Origin of the sequence: Bosea sp. AS-1 (genome assembly GCF_002220095.1) — a bacterium.
Lineage (GTDB): Bacteria > Pseudomonadota > Alphaproteobacteria > Rhizobiales > Beijerinckiaceae > Allobosea.
The window spans coordinates 975363-994682 of record NZ_CP022372.1; the positions used below are offsets into that span (position 1 = coordinate 975363).

Here is a 19320-nt window from a genome sequence, read left to right on the forward strand (position 1 = left end):
ACATATATGGGACGCCAGGCTCTCTTATAGCAGCAGCGACAAGCCGCTGCACGATAGCCAACGAGAGCGCGCAGCAGATGATGATTGGCACCGCCAAGCCTGCCAAAGGGCAGATCACGAAGGGCTATGTTGAGCTCGGCTCCTACCCCGACGGCCCAATCTATTCCCCGGTACTAATTGCCGAGGGCCAGAAGGATGGCCCGACGCTCTGGCTGCAGGCCTGCATCCATGGCCCCGAAGTCGTCGGCCCGCTCTCCATCCAGCGCTTCCTGAAGACGGTCGACCTCAGCCAGCTTTCCGGCCGGGTCGTCTGCCTTATGCTCGCCAATCCGCTCGGCTTCCGCGGCTACAACCGCCTGACGCCACAGGACGGGTACAACCTCAACCGCGTATTTCCCGGTGATCGTCAGGGTCATCACACTTACCAGCTGGCCCATCGGCTGCTGGAGCTCTCGCTCGCGAATTCGGACGCGATGCTGGACTTGCATTCTGGCGGCGACCTCACGATCACCTGCCACTATACGCTGTTCCATAACAACGGGACGGCGGAAGGCGCAGAGTCCGAGCGGCTCGGGCGCGCCTGCGGCGCCCCGAATGTCTGGAACTCGCTGGAGGAGGGCCTCTCCGGCTGCCACTTCACTCACTACACCAAGAACGGGAAGCCTTCGCTCATCGTCGAAAGCGGCGGCGGCGCCCGGGTAACGTCGGAAGACCTCGACCGGCTGACGCTCGCAATCTTCAATGTCTGCAAGGCCCGTGGCATGCTGCCTGGCGAACCGATCGTGCCGGCGCAGTTTCGCCTCGGCGGCGATGCGATTCATCACAAAGCCACCCATGGCGGCCTTTTCATCCCCAAGGTCGGTCCGGGGGACGACGTCGTGAGGGGGCAGCATCTCGCCGATATCGTCGATCTTTTTGGAGACGTGGTCGAAGAGGTGCACTGTCCGGTCGAGAAGGCCTGGGTCGGATCGATCCGCCGCCCGCATATGCCGATCTACAATGGCGATCAGGTCTTCGAGCTGGTCGGCACCAAAGGATACGACCCGGCCTGAGGCCGCAAGACGAACTCGGTAAACTGGCCGGGTTTCGATACCCGGCCCAACAGCAGGGGACCATCATGGGTATCAGCCACATCAGTCGTCGCCACGCGATGGCGGCGCTTGCCGCCTCTGCCATTCTCCCGTGGGCGCCGGGCGCGGCACAGGCGCAATCCTTCGCTGGCCGCAAGCTCGTGAGCTCGGGCTTCGGCGGCTCGACCATGGACATCATCCAGGCGGCCGTTTTCACGCCCTTCGACAAAGAAAGCGGGGCGTCCTCGACCCAGGTCCCGATGCAGTCGGCCGCCGCTCTCGCGCGCATGAAGGCGGAGGCGGGCAACCCTCAGATCGACATGTTCCAGTTCTCCGGCGGTCAGGAAGCCTTCGCCAAGAGCGAGGGGCTGAGTCAGCCCTTGGCCGGCGTCTCCCGCCTGGCTCAGATTCCGGCGACACTGAAGGATCCCGACGGGCACTGGGTCACCTGGGCGGTCATCGCCGAAGGTATTGTCTACCGGAAGGACAAGATCCCGACGCCGCCGACGAGCTACAAGGATTTCCTGAAGCCCGAATACAAGGGCCACATCGCCTTTCCGGCGATCACCAACGGCTATGGCGTCGATTTTCTCGTGATGCTCGCCAAGGCCTTCGGCGGCAGCGAAGACAATATCGAGCCCGGCTTCGAGGCGATGAAGAAGATCAAGGGGGAGACGATCTTCAAGGCGGCCTCCGACCTGCCGACCCTGTTCGGGCAGGGCGACATCTGGATCATGCCCTACGACACCGGCAACACTTTCAAGCTGCAGCAGGCCGGCTTGCCGGTGGCTTTCGCCACGCCGCAAGAGGGTAGTCCCGCCGTCAACATCACCGCGTGCGTTGCCAAGGGAGCGAAGAACGCGGATGTCGCCGGCGCGGCCATCGATGCGATGCTGAAGCCGGAAGCGCAGATCGAGATCGCGCGGACGATGCGCTGGACTGCCTCCAATCCCGAAACCAAGCTGCCTGCGGATCTGGCGGCGGAAGTTCCTGCCGTGGGCAAGCTCGCCCAGCTCGATCGCGACAAGATCAACGCCAAGCGCACCAGCTGGATCGAACGGTGGAATCGCGAGATCGCACGGTGACGACAGCGATTACAGGCTCGGGCGTGGCGCGTTTCGCGCCCGTCATGCTCTTCGCTCCCTGCGCCTTCGCCTATGCGGTCTTCTTCATCTGGCCGCAGGCATCGCTGCTGGCGTTGAGCGCCACTGAGAAGGCCGGTTTCACGCTCGCGCAATATGAGCGCTTTATCTTCGATTCCTATTACTGGGAGATGCTGGGCCGCACGCTCTGGCTGGGCTTCGCCGTCACCTCGATCACCCTGCTGCTGGGTGTCCCGACAGCCTATCTCCTCGCACGATCGCAATCGCGGTGGGCGAACTTCCTCCTGCTGTTGACGACCTTTCCTCTGCTGGTTAGCGCCGTCGTGCGCTCCTTCGGCTGGATGGTGCTGTTCTTTCGCGATGGCCTGCTCAGCCGGACGTTGCTGGCAATGGGGGTTGTGAACCAGCCGGTGCAGACCATGTACACGATGACGGGCGTCATCATCGCCCTCGCACAGGTCCTGTTGCCGCTGATGATCCTGACCCTGCACGGGGTCTTCAAATCGATCGATCGCGATCTCGAATACGCCGCGATGAGCCTGGGCGCGCGTCCGAGCGTCGCTCTCGGTCTGGTTACTTTCCGGCTGGCAAGCGGAGGCATCGTCGCAGGATCGCTGCTCGTCTTCTCCCTGGCAATCAGCGCCTTTGCCACGCCGAGCCTGGTCGGAGGCGCCCGTGCAAACGTCATGGCGACAGCAATCTACGAACAGGCTGTCGAGCTGCTTGACTGGCCGTTCGCGGCGGCGCTGGCGGCCATCCTGCTCGTCGTCGTCCTAGCGGTATCGCTCGCGTATGGCGCCCTCCTCGAAGGGCGTGGCGACAAGGAGGCTTCGCGATGACGATCTCCCTGCGTTCTCCGCTCGGCATCGCCATGCTGATTCTGGCGGCCCTGGCCTTCGGATATCTGCTGCTTCCGATCCTCGTCGTCGTCGCCGCACCGCTCGGAGATACGGGCTACCTCGCGTTCCCGCCGCGGGGCTTGACGCTGAAATGGTATGCCGTGGCGCTGCACGATACGCGCTATCTCACCGCGCTGCTGGTGAGCCTGCGCATTGCCGTGGTCAGCGCGTTCATCGCCTGCACATTGGGGGTGTCAGCCGCCTATGCGCTGACGCGCTTCGACTTTCCGGGCCGGCGGCTGCTGGAAGCGGTGTTCCTGTCGCCACTGATCCTGCCGACGCTCGTGCTCGCCGTCGGGTTGACGCTGTTCTTTACCCGCACCGGGCTTCTGACCGGTCCGTGGAAGCTCGTCGCCGGGCACGTCATCGTCTGCACGCCCTATGTGCTGCGCGTTTCTCTGCCTGTGCTGCGCCGCTTCGACCGAAGCCTGGAGGAAGCTGCTCGCAATCTTGGGGCCTCTCCAGTCGCCGCCTTCTTCCTCGTGGTCCTGCCGGTCGTCCGGCCGGGCATCGTTGCCGGAACGGTCCTCGCCTTCATCACCTCCTTCGACGAGGTTGTGCTGGCGCTGTTCCTGGCCGAGCCGGGCGCTCCGACGCTACCCGTGACCATCTATTCGGCAGTTCAGCTGGGCTTCGAGCCCTCGGTGGCAGCGGTCTCCGGCCTGCTCGTGCTCGCGACCCTTGGTTTCATGCTGCTCTATCATTTGTCGAGCTCCCTCGGGCGCTCCCGGAACTGACCATGGACATCGAGATAAGCCACCTGCGCAAGACCTATGGCTCAGCGGTCGCGGTAGCCGATCTGAGCGCAAAAGTTCCTCAGGGCCAGATGCTGGCATTGCTGGGTCCCTCGGGCTGCGGCAAGACCACGACCCTGCGTATGGTCGCAGGCTTCATCGAACCGACTTCCGGCTCGATCCGGGCCGGCGGTTCCGACATCACCCGAATGCCGGCCCACAAGCGCGATACGGGATTGGTTTTCCAGAACTACGCGTTGTTTCCTCATATGAGCGCGGCCGAGAACATCGCGTTCGGGCTACGCCGGCGCGGCGTGGCGCGGGCTGAACGAGATCAGCGAGTCGGCGTCATGCTCGACAAGCTCAAGCTCTCCGGACTTGCGGACCGGCTGCCCCGTCAGCTTTCCGGCGGCCAGCAACAGCGCGTCGCGGTGGCACGCGCGCTCGTGATCAACCCTTCGATCCTGCTACTCGACGAACCATTCTCCAATCTCGATGCCAAGCTGCGCGAAAGCACTGGCCTGGAAATGTCGCGGCTACAGCGCGAATTTGGCCTGACGTCGATCTTCGTGACCCATGATCAGACCGAAGCGATGAGCATCGCCGATACGATCGCAGTCATGAAGGATGGCGAACTCCAACAACTCGGCAGCGCAAGCGAAATCTATGAAAAGCCGGCGAACCGCTTCGTCGCGGACTTTATCGGCAGGGCGAACTTCCTCCCCGGTCGCATTGCTGGCCGGAACGAGACGCATGTATCGATTGCCCTTGCCGCCGGCATCACCATCGAGTTGCAAGCCAATGGTGTGGCAGGCTCCTCCGGGGACGATGGTGAGGTTCTGCTTCGCCCCGAGGCCGTTTCAGTCACCGATGCCGGCCCTGCCAACACACTTCAGGCAACTGTCGAGCAAATTTCCTATCAAGGCTCCATCGCCAATCTGCATGGCCGATTGACTGATGGAACTGCGCTCGTTGCCTCTGTGTCGCCGGACACGCTACGCGGCTTATCTCCGGGCGCTACTACCAATCTCGCGATCAGAGCTAACGCGATGCGTTGGTTTGGCGGACGCCGGTAGGTTCCAAGTGATCCGGCAGTTGCCAGTAGGCCTACACCGATCGCCTCGTCTTCGGTCTGCCGACTAGCCAAGGCGCCGCGCCAGAAATCCGTCGCGGAGAAAGGTGCCGCCCGAGAGATCGGGTTCGACAATCCTTTTGTGTGCCCGGCTGTTCACAGTGGCCAAGTCGCCTGCGTACAACTTCCCGGGTCGTGGTTTTTCGCTGAAAGCAGACGCATCACAGGCAGCGCTCCGAAGCGCGTGCTTCATTCCTCAGGCACGAGGATCAAGCACACCACCCCGGAAAGCGCGCAGGCGAGGAAGCCAAGATCGAAACGGGACGTCAGGCTTAGTGTCATCGCAAATGCTGATGGCGCGACCACGTAACCGAGGAATATGACGAGGGTGGCAGCGGAAGAAGCCTCCCGGACGAGTGCTGGAGGACAAGCCCGAGCGATTTCGGACAACTGGACACCGTTCCAGCTAGATACAGTGATGCCCGCGACGGCAGCGATGATGCAATAGATAGGGAAAGGCCATTCTGGTGTCGCCAGGGCCAAACTCAGGGAGGTCACGCCTGACGCCAACCCGATCAAGCGCAATAACAATCGTGGGGCTTCAAGCCGATCGGAGAGCCAACCGAGAAAAACACGACCGACGACGCTGGTTGCTTGCATCAATGCATACAGCGCTCCGGCGGTCTCGAGGCTGTAGCCGAGCTGCGAGACCGCATACGTCATGAGATAGGCGAACCAGATCCCCTGTCCAATCGCCAGGCAAGCGCCGGCTGCCGTCAGACGAAACAAGGTCGAAGAAGCTGTCAGCGCTCTGATCGGTGTTACCAAATTGGAGACGGAAAGGATCACCCCCAGTCCAAACTTCAGTCCCCTCTCCCGATCTTGATCAAGCGCCTCTCGCATAGGCTGGACACTGGCGATGATGGCAAGCACGAAGACTGCAGAAGCAAGGAGGGCGATGCGCCAACCATAGGCTGCTTCGAGAGGGGGTAGTGCGAGGCCCGCAATGACTCCTCCAAGCGGCACTCCAGCCTGCTTGATCGAGAAGATCATGCTGCGACGGCCCTGAGGTGCCGTGCGATGCAGCACATCGTTGCCCGCGGGCGACGACGGTCCGTATCCCACACCGATGAGCAGCGCGGCGATGCAGGCTGTTACCGTCCAGTTCGGCAGAAAAAGCGCCAGACCCAGGATTCCGATCATGAGCCCGACTTGGAGGGCCCGCACTGAGCCGAGAGCTCTCAGATAGGGCGCGCCCAAGGCAAGAAAGAGGATCGACCCAAGTGTGTTGAGGCTGGCAAGATACCCCACTACCGAATCCGACCAGCCTCGCGCCTCGGCGAGAATAGGCGCAATGGTCGGAGGAATCCGGCTGAGGAAGGCGGTGGCCATCTGGACCGCGACCATGGTCGCGAGAGCAAGCTGCCATGAAGGAGCGGCTACAGCTTTGAAGAGGCCGGGCTTCACACGTTCAACTCGCGCCAGCGCAAGCAGGCAACGCCGCGGCGATCTTTGTCATCAAGTTCCGGGTCGGTGTCGGCACACTCCGAAGTCGCGTACTGGCAACGCGTACGGAAGCGACACCCACTCGGAACATTGGACGGATCAGGCGGCTCACCTTGCAGCGAGAAATTCTCGGTAATGCGAGGTCCACCGATCCGGGGCGCAGCCGACAGCAGCGCCTGCGTGTAGGGATGGCGCGGTGCGGCAAAAACCTCGGCGGTCCGCCCGATCTCAACGATCCTCCCGAGATACATGACGATGACGCGGTCGCAGATCGACTCGACGACAGCCAGGTCATGGCTGATGAAGAGGTAGGTCAGATCGAATTCTGACTTGAGGTCGCGGAACAGCCGCAGCACGGTTGCCTGGACCGAAACGTCCAGCCCCGATGTGGGTTCGTCGAAAATGACCAGTTCCGGCCCGAGAACCAGAATCCGCGCCAACCCGACCCGCCGCTGTTGACCGCCGCTGATCTCGTGAGGATAAAGATCGAGATGCTCGACGGGCAATCCGACCGCCTTGACGATCTCCCTGACCTTCTCCTCCCGCTTTTCTCTCGGCCAGTCGGTGTGAATAATCAGTGGCTCGTGGAGCGAACGGCGCAGCGTCCAGCGCGGGTCGAGGGAAGCGCCCGGATCCTGATAGACATATTGAAGGCGCGCACGGATTTTGGGAGCACGCTTCTGGCCCGGCGAGGCAATCCTCTCGCCCAGCATACGGACTTCGCCCTCGCTCGGCTCGTGGATGCCCATGAGCGTCTTGCCAAGCGTGGACTTGCCGCAACCGGATTCGCCGACAATTCCCAGAATTTCGCCGGGCTCGACCGCGAAGGAGACATCGTCCAGTGCGCGCAGGCTGCCGACCTTCCGGTTCAGGAACCCTCGGACCGGGAAGTGCCGGGCTAGGTTGTCGACTTCGAGGATGGGGGGATTATTGGCGTCAGACATGTACAGCCTCCGCCTCAGCCGGCCAGGGATGATGACACGCAACGACGTGGCCATTGGGCTCTGCAATCAGCGCCGGCCTGCGTTCGTGACAAACGTCCGTTGCGCGGGGGCAGCGGGGATTGAAGCGGCAACCGTTAGGGGCCTTGAGCGGGCTGGGAACCCCGCCGGGAATTCCGATAGGGTCACGCCCGGGCGTGGGCAAGCTGTCGAGCAGCATGCGCGTATAAGGATGGCGGGGGTCGCCGAAGAATTGCTCGCGCGGCGCGATTTCCGCGGTTTGCCCGGCATACATGACCACCACGCGATCGCAGATTTCCCAGGCCGCGCCGAGATCATGGGTCGTGAACAGGACCGAAACGCCTCGTTCGACGGCCAGCCGCCGCAGCAACCCCAGGATTTGCGCCTGGACCGTCACATCCAGAGCGGTCGTAGGTTCGTCGGCGATTATCATCCGAGGTTGAGGAAGAAGCGCCATTGCAATCATCACCCGCTGGCGCTGGCCGCCCGATAGCTGGTGGGGATACTTGTCGAGCATGGCCTTCGGCTGCGGCAACTGAACGGCATCGAGCATAGCGATGGCGCTCGCCTCGTCCGCCTTGCGCGAACGGCCGAAACTCCCCATTCCGTCCCGAGGGGCTTTGAAGCGCATCAGGTCGCGGATCTGGGTACCAATCCGAAACAGAGGGTTGAAGCTCGCAAAGGGATCTTGCGGGACGAAGGTAACCACACGGCCCCGCAGATGCTCGGCCGCCTTGCCACCCGAGAGCATATCGACACCGTCCAGCCGGATGTGCCCGCTGTTGATCTCTGTTTGGCCTTCGGGAAGCGTTCCGAGGATCGCACGGGCCAGCGTTGACTTGCCACAGCCGGACTCGCCGACCAGTCCGACGATTTCACCGGGTTTCACGCTGAGATCGATCCGGTCGAGGACCTTGGCGAGGCTTTTTTCCGTTCGAAAGCTCAGGGACAAGGCCTGAATATCGAGGAGATTGCTCATGATCAGACACTGCGCCGCGTACGCGGATCGAGGATGTCGCGCAGGCCGTCGCCAAAGAGATTGAAGCCGAGCACCGTCAGGAAGATCGCGATGCCCGGAGCGAGTGCGTACCACCAGGCCTCGGGAAGGAATTCACGGCTTTCCGCAATCATCCGCCCCCATTCAGGAGTTGGAGGTGGAGCGCCAAGCCCCAGGAAGCCCAGCGTCGCCGCAGTGAGAATCGTCGCGCCCATGCCGATCGACGTCCGGACGATAATGGGCGAGGCGATGTTCGGCAGGATGTGCAGGACGATTACGCGCCAGGGTGAGGCACCGAGCGCGACTGCGGACTCGACGAAGACCTCATTCCGCATGGACCGCGTCTCGGCGTAGACCAGCCGCGCCCAGAATGGCCAGTACGTCAGGGAGAGAGCCAGAATGACGTTCTCGATTGATGGTCCGAGTGTCTGCGCGATCGCGATGGCCAAAACGATCTGAGGCACAGCCAGGAAGATCTCGGCAATTCGCATCAGAGCGTCGCTGACCCAGTTCTGGTAGTAGCCGGCAATGAGGCCAATAGGCACGCCGATGATCAATGCCGAACCGACGGCGATCCCCGCCAGCATCAATGTGATCCGGGCGCCGAATAGCATCCGACTGAAGATATCGCTGCCCATTCGGTCAGTACCGAAGAGAGCGGTGGTTGACGGCGGTTGAAGGCGGTTTCCAATGTGGAAATCGAAAACGTCATTGGGAAAGGGAGCCAACAGCGGCGCGAACAGCGCAGCCAGGACGAGAAGACCCAGAAGGCTTAACCCGATGAAGGCAGCTCTATCCCTCGCGAAGCGCTTGAGAAGATCCATCACGCGGCACCCCGCGGATCGATCGCAGCCTGCAGCATATCCACCAGCAGATTTATGAGGACGAACAGTGCACCCGTGCAAAGAGTGAAACCCATCACAGCGTTGTAGTCCGACTGCAGGATGGAGCGCACAGCATAAGCGCCGAGACCCGGCCAATCGAACACGGTCTCGACCACGACCGCGCCGGCCAGCAGAATGCCGAATATGAGACCAAGCTGCGTAACGGTCGCGGTCAATGCCATGCGCAGCACGTATTTCCAGATGATCAGATGACGAGGCAGCCCCATGGCCGTCTGATAGGCCACGGACGGTGAGTTGATGACGCCGATCACGCCGTTTCGGGTGAAGCGGACGACCGTAGCGGCCGCAGGTAGGGCCAGCGTGAGCGTCGGCAGAATGATGTGCTTGAATGCCGAGCCGATCATCTCGCTGTCCCCCTCGATCAGCGCGTCGACGAGCATGAGACCTGTGACAGTCTCAGGCGGAAATCCCTCGATGCGACCGGAGAGTGGCAACCATCCGAGCTTCATCGAGAACAGGAACTGGAGCTGCATCGCCAGCCAGAAGGATGCGACCGCCAGGCCGGAAACCGTCACCACGCGAAGCACGTGGTCGACCCAAGAGTTCCGGTGCAGGCCACAAAAGACTCCAAGGGGGATGCCAATGAGGCCCGCGATCAGGACGGCAAAGATGGTCAGCTCCAGCGTTGCAGGCAGGCGCGACGCCAGGTCGTCCACGATCGGCTGCTGGGTGAAGAGGCTGGTGCCGAGGTTGCCTTGCGCGATATCGCGCAGGTAGTTCACGAACTGGACCGGCAATGGCTTATCGAAGCCAAACCTCTCCCGCACCTGCTGCACCTGTTCGGACGAAGCATTCTCCCCCGCAGCCAAAACCGCAGGGTCGACGGGGATCACGCGCGACAGCAGAAATACGATCGCGAGCAATCCCACGAGCGTCGGCACGAACCAAAGCAATCGGTTCGCCACCATTGACAGCCAGTTCATGGCGATGCCTCCGGTTGGAGAAGTCGAGAACCGCTCAGCGCTTGAGGGATGCCCAGCGAATGTCCTGGCCGTTGCTGACCGGCGAGAAGCGGATTCCCTCGATCTTGCTCGAATAGGGTCCGTACCAGCGCGTGTTGTAAACGAAGATGCCGGCAGCATCGTCGTTCACCATCTGGGTCATCTCCTCGTAGAGCTTGCGCCGTTCGTCCTGGTCTCCGGACACGAGCGCGCGATCGAGCCGCTTATCGAACTCGGGGTTGCTGTAATACGAGAAGGTGCGCGTGCCGTGATAACGCGTCCCATAGAGCTCCCCGACCCAGTTATTGGGATCGACGTAGTAGGTGCTCTTCCACAGCGGCACGATATCGGCCTGAGTATCGGCCTTGCGCATCCGGCTGGACACCACTGACCAGGGCGAGACCTCGACCACCACATCGACGCCGATCTGGCGCAAAGTGTTCTGGAAAAGCGTCGCTGCCTGCTCTGACTCGCTGAATCCGGCCAGGGCATTGATGGTGATCGGCCGCAGAGGCTCCGTCACCTTCTTCAGCTCTTCGCGAGCCTTGTCGAGATTGTAGCTGTAGCCTTTGAGACCAGCCGGCGTTCCCCAGATGTTGTTGGGGTTCGGCCCCGGATTGCGCGAGACCGAGTCCTTCATGATGCTCTTGATGAAGCCGTCGTAGTCGAAAGCGTAGGCCAGCGCGCGGCGGAAATTCGGATTGTTCATCGGCGGCTTGGTGCAGTTCAGCGCGAGGATGAACACGCGCATGGATTCCTGCTCGATGATCTGAACATTACTGGACTGTCGGAGCCGCTGAATCTGATCATAAGGAAGGTAGCCGTCGGCGCCTTGAAAGTCGCCGCGGATCAGGCCAAGCACGCGGGTGTTCGTCTCCAGAACGGTGCGGAACTCCAGGTCATCGAATGGTTGGCCGGTCCAACCAGCGAAATGGTCGGCAAATCGGCGCGCTGTAAAACCTACGGCCGGATCATGCCGGCGCAGTGCGTAGGATCCAGAGCCAGCCTCATTCCGGGCGAGCCACGCCTCGCCCCAATCCCCATCCTTCTCATTGGCCTTCACGAGCGCGCTGTTGACCACGAGGATGTCAGGGACGGTCGTAAGAAAGATCGCTGAGGGGCCGTTCAGGTTGAAGACGACCGTGTGCGGGTCGGGCGCCTGTGTCGATCCAGGCTTGATGCTATCGAGATACAGGCTGGCTGGGCCCTTCTTGAGAGCGAGGATGCGCTCAATCGAATAGACGACGTCGGCAGAGGTCAGCGGCTTGCCATCATGGAATTTGGCATTCTGCCGCAGCTTGAATGTGTAGACCTTGCCGTCGTCCGAGATCGTATGGCTTTCCGCGAGCCATGGGATCATCTTGGGAGGGTTGTCGACCCAGCGGTAAAGCCCGTCATAGAGATTGAAGCGTGAAGCGGCGCGGGCCGTGTCGAAAATCGTGTGGGGATCGAGGTTATCGTAGGGGCTGTTGTTCGCGTAGACGAACTTGCCCCCAGCCTGTGCCAGAACTCCGTCGATCGGAAGCGACGTCAAGGCCACCGAACCCAGAACCGCTTTAAGCGCGTCTCTCCGTGTTGTCGTCATGCCGTCCCTCCATTGTTGTGGTGTTTCAAGGGCTGCCGGTCACCGAAACGACCTGGCCTGTGATGAAGTCCGCATAGTCCGAGGCGAGGAACATGACCGTGTAGGCGATGTCCTGTGGCGTCCCGGGACGGCGTCGCGCCGTGTTGGCGATCATGTTTTCCTGCCGCTCGGCCGAATAGGATTGCCACTGACGCTCATAGTCCGGGCTCGTTCGTTGGAAGCCGGGGGCAACCGCGTTGACCGTGATCCCAAACGGTCCGAGTTCCTGGCCAAGCTGCCGAGCCAAGCCGATCTCGCCGGCCTTCGCCGAGGCATAGGCCTGAATGCCTGTCAGTGAGGTTCGCAGCCCGGCACCACTGGCGATCAGCACAATCCGCCCTTTCGCGCGGGCTTTCATTCCCGGACAAACCGCCTGGGCCGCCAAAAAGGCCCCGGTCAGATTGACGTCGAGAACTGCGCGCCAATCAGCCTCGTCGACCTGCTCCAATGGCTTGGCACTTTGGCCCAGCACGCCTCCTGCCACATAAACGAGGACATCGGGGGCACGACCACTAATCCGCTCTGCTTCCTCGACCCACCTGTTGACCGCTGGCTTGTCCAGGAGGTTGAGTTGCGTCGGATGCGCCGGCAGCCCCGCCATCTCGTCCTTGAGGCGATCGGCTGCAAAAACATTGGCGCCCCGAGCAGCAAACTCTTCGACAATGCCTCGCCCGATGCCGCGTGCGGCTCCAGCCACGAGCACAGTCTGGTTCAAGAATTCGATATTCATGCCGCGTCCTCCAACTGACGAGGCACGATCTGCGGGTACTGCACCAGAACATTGGCAAAGGCCCGTTCCAACGCCGCAACCGGATCCCTGTCGGCTGCTCCGTCGGCATTCACTGCCGCAAAGAGCTCGTGTTTGACGAAGAAGCGCCACTCAACCGGAAGAGCGAACAAGTGCTGTGAAAGCCGGTCCCAAACTGCATCGCACCAAATGCGCTCGAAACTCAGCCTTTCAGGGTCGAAGGTCATGCCTTGGGGGCTTTCCCGAGGCGCCGACCGCAACGCCTTGGTGGCGGCCTCATCGACGACACCGTCCTTGATCACCACGCCATACGCTCTCGCGCCACCTTCGGTGACCTTGCCCCCGAGGACGTCCTGCAGAACCTCATCATGCGGACGTTCGAAGGGATCGCCCCAGCCTCCTGCGCCTGCGGCTGAAATCGTCAGGATGTCGCCCGGGCCGCAGCGAACCACGTCGGTGTTTCCCAGGTCTTCGGGTTTGGCGCTGCCGTTGGCGCGATGGAAGCTGCAGGTCGAGCCTGGTAGCCCCCCCTCAAGCCCCCAGCAGGAGAAGCGAACGCGGTCGCGGTTACGGGCGGTCACGACCGAGTTGGGCGTGAACATCTGGAACGTCATCTGAGCCGCAAGGCCGCCGCGATAGCGCCCCGGTCCGCCCGAATCCGGCACGAGCTCATAGCTCCTGACTCGTATCGGAACTTCTGCCTCGGTGATCTCAACAGGCGTGTTCTTCAGGAAGGAATTCGAACCATCTTGCCCATCCTCGAATGAACTCCCGCCCCCGCCACCGGTGATGGGATTGATCGACGCCATGGCCAGGCGGCCGGTGCGGCTGTCTGTGGTGCGTACGTTCAGGATACCGCCACCGCCTGCGGGGCCGGCTGGCAGGCGATCGGGCATTGCACGCGAGAAGGCACCGATGACCATTCCCTGGATGCGCGCACAAGTCAGGCTGCGCATGCCCGTGGCCGCCGGGTAGACCGGGTTGACGACCGAGCCCACCGGCAGGATGCACTGAACCGGGCGCAGAAGTCCCATGTTGAGCGCGACCGTTCGATCGAGCGAGTAGACGACGTAGTTGTAGCCGACGAGCGGCAGAATATGGCGCGGCAGCCCGCCAGTCGGCATGTTCAATGCCGACTGAAGCTGAGGGTCGCTGCCCGTGAAGTCGAAGATGGCTTCGTCGCCCCGAACCTTGACCGAGAGCTTCAGCCGGCATGGAACGCCCCCGGGGCTATCCTCGTCGATGTAATCGGTGAATTCGTAATCACCGTCCTGCATCGAGGCGAAGAGCTGCCGCGCCTGCCTCTCGGCCAGATCGAGCACGCCATAAGTCGCGGCACAGACAGTCTCGACGCCGAAGCGGGCGATCGCATCGCGGATCTTGCGTTCGCCGGTCTTGAGCGAGGCGATCTGGGCTTTCAGGTCACCCCAGTTCTGATCGGGCATGCGCACGTTGCGCAGCATGATGCGCAGCACGCTCTCGTTCATCACCCCGGCTTCGACGAGCTTCATGGGTGGAATTCGAATTCCCTCCTGCTGCACCTCCGTCAGCGCGCGTGACAGAGACGCCGGCACGGCACCGCCCATATCGGTGTTGTGGATATGGCCCACCGCGAAGCAAACGAGCCGATCTTCATGGAACACCGGCATCCAGAGATGAATGTCGGGAGCGTGGGTGCAGACGTAGCCGGAATACGGGTCGTTGGTGATACAGATGTCACCAGGCTTGTAATCCGCGATGGCGTCGATCGCGCCCTTGTAGTCCAGGCCGATAAACCAGGTCGCGCCGAGGTCTTTCGGGCTGGCGAAGGTTTGCCCACAAAGCGTCGTCAGTCCGCTGGTAAAATCTTCCGTCTCCTTGACGAAGGCGGAATGCGCTGTCCGCAGAAGCGTGAATGCCATGCTCTCGGCCGCAGCCTCGAAATGACTCTTCAGGATCTGCAGCGTGACAGGATCGAGCGCCGCCATCAGATCGCACTCCGCTTCAAGATCAGATTGCCGAAGCCATCGACATGGCCCTCGAAACCAGGCGGGGCCCAGGTCGTCGTATCGTCTTGCAAAATCACGGCCGGGCCGGCGAAGAACGAGCCCGGCGACATGTCGCTTCGATTGAAAAGGCCGGCCTCGATCGTCGATCCTTGATGAACGATCGGAATGCGCTTCCTGGGTTGCGTCTGCTGCAGCTTCAGGCCCTGTTCGGCGAACTCGGGCTTGGGCGTGACCCCGGCGATGACCACACGAAGCGCAACGATCTGTACATCTGCCGCGTCATCCGAGTGATCGTAGATTTCGGCATGGCGCTTGTGGAACGCCGCCGCAATGGCGGCATGGTCGCCGTCGACGATCCAGGCCTGCTCCAAAGGGGTCTCGATCTCGTAGGACTGGCCGCGGTACCGCATGTCGGCCGTAACCAAGAGCGTGGCCTCGCCCGCATAGCCTTGCCCTTCGAAGAGCCACCCGCGAGCTTCCTTGCCGAGTTCGTCCATCGCCTGGCGCAAGGTGTCGAACGAGTGTGGATCGACGTCGAGGAATACCACTCTGACGAAATCCGAACGCAGATCTGCAAGCAGGCCTCCGAGGGCGGCCAGCACACCTGGAGTTTGAGGGATGATGACGGACTGCATGCCCATCGCATCGGCCAGGAGGCAGCCGAGCATGGGGCCTGCGCCACCGAACGCCAGAAGCGCATAGCCGCTCGGCTCCTCGCCAACCTGTGAGAAGAGCCGGCTGGTCTCGCGATACATATTGGCCACCGCGAGCTGGATGATGGCCTCAGCCGCGCGTTCCGACGAGCGATCGAGGCCCCTGGCGATTGGTTCAAGCGCCGCAAGAGCTCGAGATCGGTCAACGTTGACGGCGCCATATCCGAGTTCGCCGGCGCCCAGGACGCCGATGGTGGCGAAAGCATCGGTGATCGTTGCGCGCTCGCCACCACGGCCGTAGCAGGCCGGTCCAGGAGTCGATCCCGCGCTTTCCGGCCCGACGCGCAAAACACCCAACGTGTCCACGGAGGCAATCGAGCCTCCCCCGGCTCCAATCGAGGACACCGACACTGTCGGAAGGTAGATCGGATACTCCCCGACGAGTTCGCCGGAGCGGAAGTCAGGCTTCCCGTCCTTCAGCAGCGCAACGTCGGCGCTGGTGCCGCCGATGTCGAGACTCATGACTCTGGAGAAGCCAGCCAGCTTGGCCGTGAAACCTGCACCGATCACACCGGCAGCCGTGCCGGATAGCAGCATTTCGATGCTGCGCACCTTGCCAGCCGCAGCGGTCATGACTCCGCCGTTCGATTTGGTGATCATCGGAGCGGGAACGACCCCGCGCTCGATCAGAGCATCCTCGAGGCGGCCGATGTAATGGGACACCCGAGGTTGCACCGAGCCATGGATGCAGGCGGTGATGGTGCGCTCGTACTCCCTGACGATGGGCCAGATGTCGGCGGAGCAGAAAACCGGCAAACCGGGTCGCAGGCGTTCGATCTCCGCTTTGACCAGCCTTTCATGTGCAGGGTTCTTGTAGCTGTGCAGCAAGGCGATCACGATCGCCTCGGCTCCGCTTGCTTCCAGTCGACCTAGAACGGCGGCGATCGCAGCCGAATCCGGGATGACCTCTGCAACGCCATCCGCATTGATGCGCTCCGGCAGCGGCGCCACGCGTTCTCTCGGCACCAAGGGAACGGGTCGGCGCGAGAACAGATCATAAGGATCCGGGATCTTCAGGCGCGCAAGTTCCAGGACATCACGAAAGCCTTCGGTGACAATGAGCCCAAGCTTCGCGCCCTTGCCCTGAATGATGCTGTTCACGCCGACTGTGGAGCCATGGGTGAAGTAGCTGACCTGCGAAGGCGCGATGCCGAAGCGCTTCTCGATCTCATCCAGCCCCTGAAGGACCTCGGCTCCAGGAGCGTCCGGGCGCGACAGAACCTTGAGCGTGCGCAGGTTCAGCGTCGCTTCGTCGAGCACGCTGAAGTCGGTGAAGGTGCCGCCGATGTCGACGCCAATGCGATAGCCCATCTGTCAGCCCCGGCTGTTGGTGGCTGACGGGATAGGAGTCCCAAGACCGGCTTCATCAGCGCAATAGCGGCAAATCTCCTCGTGTGTCGCGAACCAGACGGAGCCCTTTGCTTTCGCCGCCCTGATCACTTCGTCGAGAATGAATATCCGCGAGCGGTGCCCGATGATGTGCGGGTGCATCGTCAGCTGGAACAGCCCCCCTTCTTCCGCAGCGACGTCGAGTTCCCGCAGGAAGAGATCGAGTACCATGGGCGGCCCGCTGTGAGGCCGCAGCCCCTTGAAGCGATCCATGCCGAAGTAGACGGCATCGTCCCGGATCCACTCCACCGGCAACTCTACGATTCCGGTCGGCTGACCTTCGTCGAGAAGCTCGTAGGGCTCGTCGTCCGCCATCAATGACGAATCGTAGAGCAGCCCCATCTCGCGAACGATCTTCAGCGTCCACGGGCTGAAATCCCATGACGCCGTCCGCATTCCTTTCGGCTCCCGGCCGGTGAGCTTCGTCAACGTGTCACGGGCACGCAGCGCCAGATCGCGCTCCGTATCGTAATCGAGCACCGAGTTGAGCTCGTGAATCCAACTATGGATCGCCACCTCATGCCCGGCATCCGCAACTGAACGGGCTTCCGGGTCATGCAAAAGCGCGGCGACGGCTGGCATGAAGAAGCTGGCGGGGACCGAGTGACGGGCAAGAGTTGCAAGGATGCGCGGAATGCCGGAGCGATTGCCGTATTGCCCCTGGCTCAGCTTGGAATAGGAGCGTCCGCCCTCCCGGAGCTCATTCGTCTCGTGATCGGAGTCGAAGGACAGGGCGACGGCAAACTTGGCGCCATTCTTCCAGACTCCAGGCTTGAGCGACCGCCCTGCCCGGACATGATTCACAACCTGACGCCAGGTCTCCTCACTCCATGTCCAGGGCTTGGTGTCGGGAGGCAGGGTGACGTTCATTGGGATCACTCAGCGATTGAACTGGAACCCGTCCACCACGATGTCTTGGCCTGTGATGAAGCAGGGGTTCGAGGTTGCGAGGAACGTGACGAGCTCTGCCACGTCGTCGGGCTTGCCCATTCGCTTCAGCGCGATGCCGGCATCGGCAATCGCGGGGCCGCGGGCTCGGGTCAGCGTGTTGCCGACTTCGGTCTCGATGATGCCGGGGCAGACGGCATTGATAAGGATCTCCGGGCCGAGCTCTTTGGCGAGGGCGCGGGTCATCCCGATGATCCCGGCCTTGGCCGCCGCGTAGGCGAACCGGCTGACGGCAGCCGTCACACCGCCAGAATGCGCATTCAGCGACGACATCGAGATGATGCGCCCGGCACCCTGGCGCTGCATTATCGGCGCGACAGCCTGGATATAGTTGAAGCAGCTCTTCAGATTGAGAGCGATCGTGTGGTCGAACTCGGCTTCAGTGATCTCGAAGATGCCTTTCGGCATCCCCTTGCCGGCATTGTTCACGAGGACGTCGACGCGCCCCCATTCCCCGACCACTTCGGCAACAATACGACTCGCTTCTTCTTTGAATATGACATTCGACTTGAAAGTCAGAGCACGGCGTCCAAGCGCCTTTACCTCTTCAGAAGTGCGGCTTAGCTCCTCTGCCAACAGATCAACGAGTGCAACATCCGATCCAGCCTTTGCAAGAGACAGGGCACAAGCGCGCCCAATACCTCGCGCGCCACCCGTGACAATCGCCACGGGCGCAGCGTTGCTTGAATTCATAGCATCCCTCTTTCAAGAGTGTTGATTTCCTCTTGATTAAGAGAGAGCCTACTGCCGGCAAATTAGTTCGCCAAGAGAGATTCGGTTCACATCCATGAACACTGAGGTCAAATCTGCAGCGCGTGTATTGGACCTGCTGGAGTACCTCGCCGGCTGTTCGGAACCCGTGAAACTCAAGGAGATCGTCGCAGCGCTAGGATTTCCGAAGAGTAGCGCTCATGCGCTCGCGCAGACCCTAGTCTCACGCGGGTACGCGATTCAGGATGCAACCGAGCGCTACGTTCTTGTCCATGCGAGCCGCCATCAATCGGCGTCGCGAGCCTTGGAAGCTCGCCTTCTTTCAGCAGCCCATCCCATCATGGAACAGCTTCGCGATGAGAGCGGCGAGACCGTAATGCTGGCGGTTCTAACTCAACGAGGCGATTGCCGGCGCATTGCCAAATGCGTGAGCCGGCAGGCTGTCCGCTACGATATCGAACTGGATGGTCTTTCCGATTCTTACTGCTCGGCGACCGGCCGCCTCCTACTCGCTCACTGGGACCCAATTCTTACCGACGGTTATTTTGCGAGGGCGCATCTCGTGCCGAGGACTCCTAAGACCGTCACGGATCCCGACGCGATAAAGGGAATGTTCGATACGATCCGCGCGGAAGGCTTTGCCGTCAGCGACGAGGAGCACGTAACGGGATCCACGGGGCTTGCCGCACCGATTTGGGGGAGAGAAGGCAAGGTCATAGCCGCGCTCAACCTTGGCGTTGTAGCACTGAGATATCACGTTCGCGCGCGAGAGCTTGCTGATCTGCTCAAGGATGCCGCGCGTCGCATTAGCGGTCGTTTGGGCCATAGAACATCCTCGGGTCATGAAGCTTCATTCGCAGAATAAACGCGTCTATTAGTCCAATAATGACCATTTCTAGCGACTGTTTGAGTTTTCTGCCGGAATCTTCGTTGCGAACTGCTGCCTGGTGCTATTCAACAGCTTCAGCCGGTCCGAGCCAACGTGCCGCTTCGTGCCGGCATACCCACCA

General features: G+C 61.7%; 17 protein-coding genes. 6 read left to right on the forward strand and 11 right to left on the reverse strand.

The annotated features are described in order from the left end of the window. Positions 1 to 77: 77 nt before the first annotated feature. The 5 genes from CE453_RS06225 (at position 78) to CE453_RS06245 (ending at position 4882) form a co-directional block, all read left to right on the forward strand. Positions 78 to 1052 carry a succinylglutamate desuccinylase/aspartoacylase family protein gene (locus tag CE453_RS06225; RefSeq protein WP_089173795.1) on the forward strand — a complete coding sequence of 325 codons (975 nt, stop codon included), beginning with the start codon at positions 78 to 80 and terminating at the stop codon, positions 1050 to 1052. A 65-nt stretch (positions 1053 to 1117) separates the two neighbouring features. Beyond that, the gene (locus tag CE453_RS06230; protein ID WP_089173796.1) at positions 1118 to 2155 is read left to right on the forward strand and encodes an extracellular solute-binding protein; all 1038 of its coding nucleotides are present in this window, start codon (positions 1118 to 1120) and stop codon (positions 2153 to 2155) included. Continuing rightward, positions 2152 to 3012 carry an ABC transporter permease gene (locus CE453_RS06235; RefSeq protein WP_157732914.1) on the forward strand — a complete coding sequence of 287 codons (861 nt, stop codon included), beginning with the start codon at positions 2152 to 2154 and terminating at the stop codon, positions 3010 to 3012. The genes CE453_RS06230 and CE453_RS06235 overlap by 4 nt, the downstream gene beginning before the upstream one ends. Then, the gene (locus CE453_RS06240; RefSeq protein ID WP_089173798.1) at positions 3009 to 3809 is read left to right on the forward strand and encodes an ABC transporter permease; all 801 of its coding nucleotides are present in this window, start codon (positions 3009 to 3011) and stop codon (positions 3807 to 3809) included. The genes CE453_RS06235 and CE453_RS06240 overlap by 4 nt, the downstream gene beginning before the upstream one ends. Positions 3810 to 3811: 2 nt before the next feature. Beyond that, complete coding sequence (locus CE453_RS06245) at positions 3812 to 4882, forward strand: ABC transporter ATP-binding protein (protein WP_157732915.1); 1071 nt, start codon at positions 3812 to 3814, stop codon at positions 4880 to 4882. Positions 4883 to 5127: 245 nt separating this feature from the next. Here the strand turns inward: CE453_RS06245 and CE453_RS06250 are convergent, their stop codons facing one another. Genes CE453_RS06250 through CE453_RS06300 form a run of 11 tightly spaced genes read right to left on the reverse strand, consistent with a single transcriptional unit; the run spans position 5128 to position 18292 of the window. Further along, positions 5128 to 6345, reverse strand: coding sequence for an MFS transporter (locus CE453_RS06250; protein ID WP_157732916.1), 1218 nt, complete (start codon positions 6343 to 6345; stop codon positions 5128 to 5130). After that, entirely contained in the window at positions 6342 to 7328 is a 987-nt protein-coding gene (locus tag CE453_RS06255; protein WP_089173800.1) for an ABC transporter ATP-binding protein, read from the reverse strand. The genes CE453_RS06250 and CE453_RS06255 overlap by 4 nt, the downstream gene beginning before the upstream one ends. Beyond that, the gene (locus CE453_RS06260; RefSeq protein ID WP_198302279.1) at positions 7321 to 8325 is read right to left on the reverse strand and encodes an ABC transporter ATP-binding protein; all 1005 of its coding nucleotides are present in this window, start codon (positions 8323 to 8325) and stop codon (positions 7321 to 7323) included. The genes CE453_RS06255 and CE453_RS06260 overlap by 8 nt, the downstream gene beginning before the upstream one ends. Before the next feature lie 2 nt (positions 8326 to 8327). Continuing rightward, entirely contained in the window at positions 8328 to 9167 is an 840-nt protein-coding gene (locus tag CE453_RS06265) for an ABC transporter permease (protein ID WP_089173801.1), read from the reverse strand. Next, the gene (locus CE453_RS06270; protein ID WP_089173802.1) at positions 9167 to 10171 is read right to left on the reverse strand and encodes an ABC transporter permease; all 1005 of its coding nucleotides are present in this window, start codon (positions 10169 to 10171) and stop codon (positions 9167 to 9169) included. The genes CE453_RS06265 and CE453_RS06270 overlap by 1 nt, the downstream gene beginning before the upstream one ends. 34 nt (positions 10172 to 10205) lie before the next feature. Next, a complete protein-coding gene (locus CE453_RS06275; protein WP_089173803.1) occupies positions 10206 to 11774 on the reverse strand; it encodes an ABC transporter substrate-binding protein in 1569 nt (522 codons plus the stop codon). A 25-nt stretch (positions 11775 to 11799) separates the two neighbouring features. Continuing rightward, a complete protein-coding gene (locus CE453_RS06280) occupies positions 11800 to 12543 on the reverse strand; it encodes an SDR family NAD(P)-dependent oxidoreductase (RefSeq protein ID WP_089173804.1) in 744 nt (247 codons plus the stop codon). Continuing rightward, positions 12540 to 14528, reverse strand: coding sequence for a hydantoinase B/oxoprolinase family protein (locus CE453_RS06285; protein WP_089173805.1), 1989 nt, complete (start codon positions 14526 to 14528; stop codon positions 12540 to 12542). Before CE453_RS06285 ends, CE453_RS06280 begins: the two co-directional genes overlap by 4 nt. Continuing rightward, entirely contained in the window at positions 14528 to 16573 is a 2046-nt protein-coding gene (locus tag CE453_RS06290; protein ID WP_089173806.1) for a hydantoinase/oxoprolinase family protein, read from the reverse strand. The genes CE453_RS06285 and CE453_RS06290 overlap by 1 nt, the downstream gene beginning before the upstream one ends. A gap of 3 nt (positions 16574 to 16576) precedes the next feature. Beyond that, positions 16577 to 17521 (reverse strand): polysaccharide deacetylase family protein, encoded by a 945-nt coding sequence (locus CE453_RS06295; RefSeq protein WP_089173807.1) that lies wholly within the window; start codon positions 17519 to 17521, stop codon positions 16577 to 16579. A 9-nt stretch (positions 17522 to 17530) separates the two neighbouring features. Further along, a complete protein-coding gene (locus CE453_RS06300; RefSeq protein ID WP_089173808.1) occupies positions 17531 to 18292 on the reverse strand; it encodes an SDR family NAD(P)-dependent oxidoreductase in 762 nt (253 codons plus the stop codon). Positions 18293 to 18386: 94 nt separating this feature from the next. On the opposite strand from CE453_RS06300, the gene CE453_RS06305 reads away from it, so the two are divergent. Then, complete coding sequence (locus CE453_RS06305; protein ID WP_089173809.1) at positions 18387 to 19175, forward strand: IclR family transcriptional regulator; 789 nt, start codon at positions 18387 to 18389, stop codon at positions 19173 to 19175. Positions 19176 to 19320 lie beyond the last annotated feature (145 nt).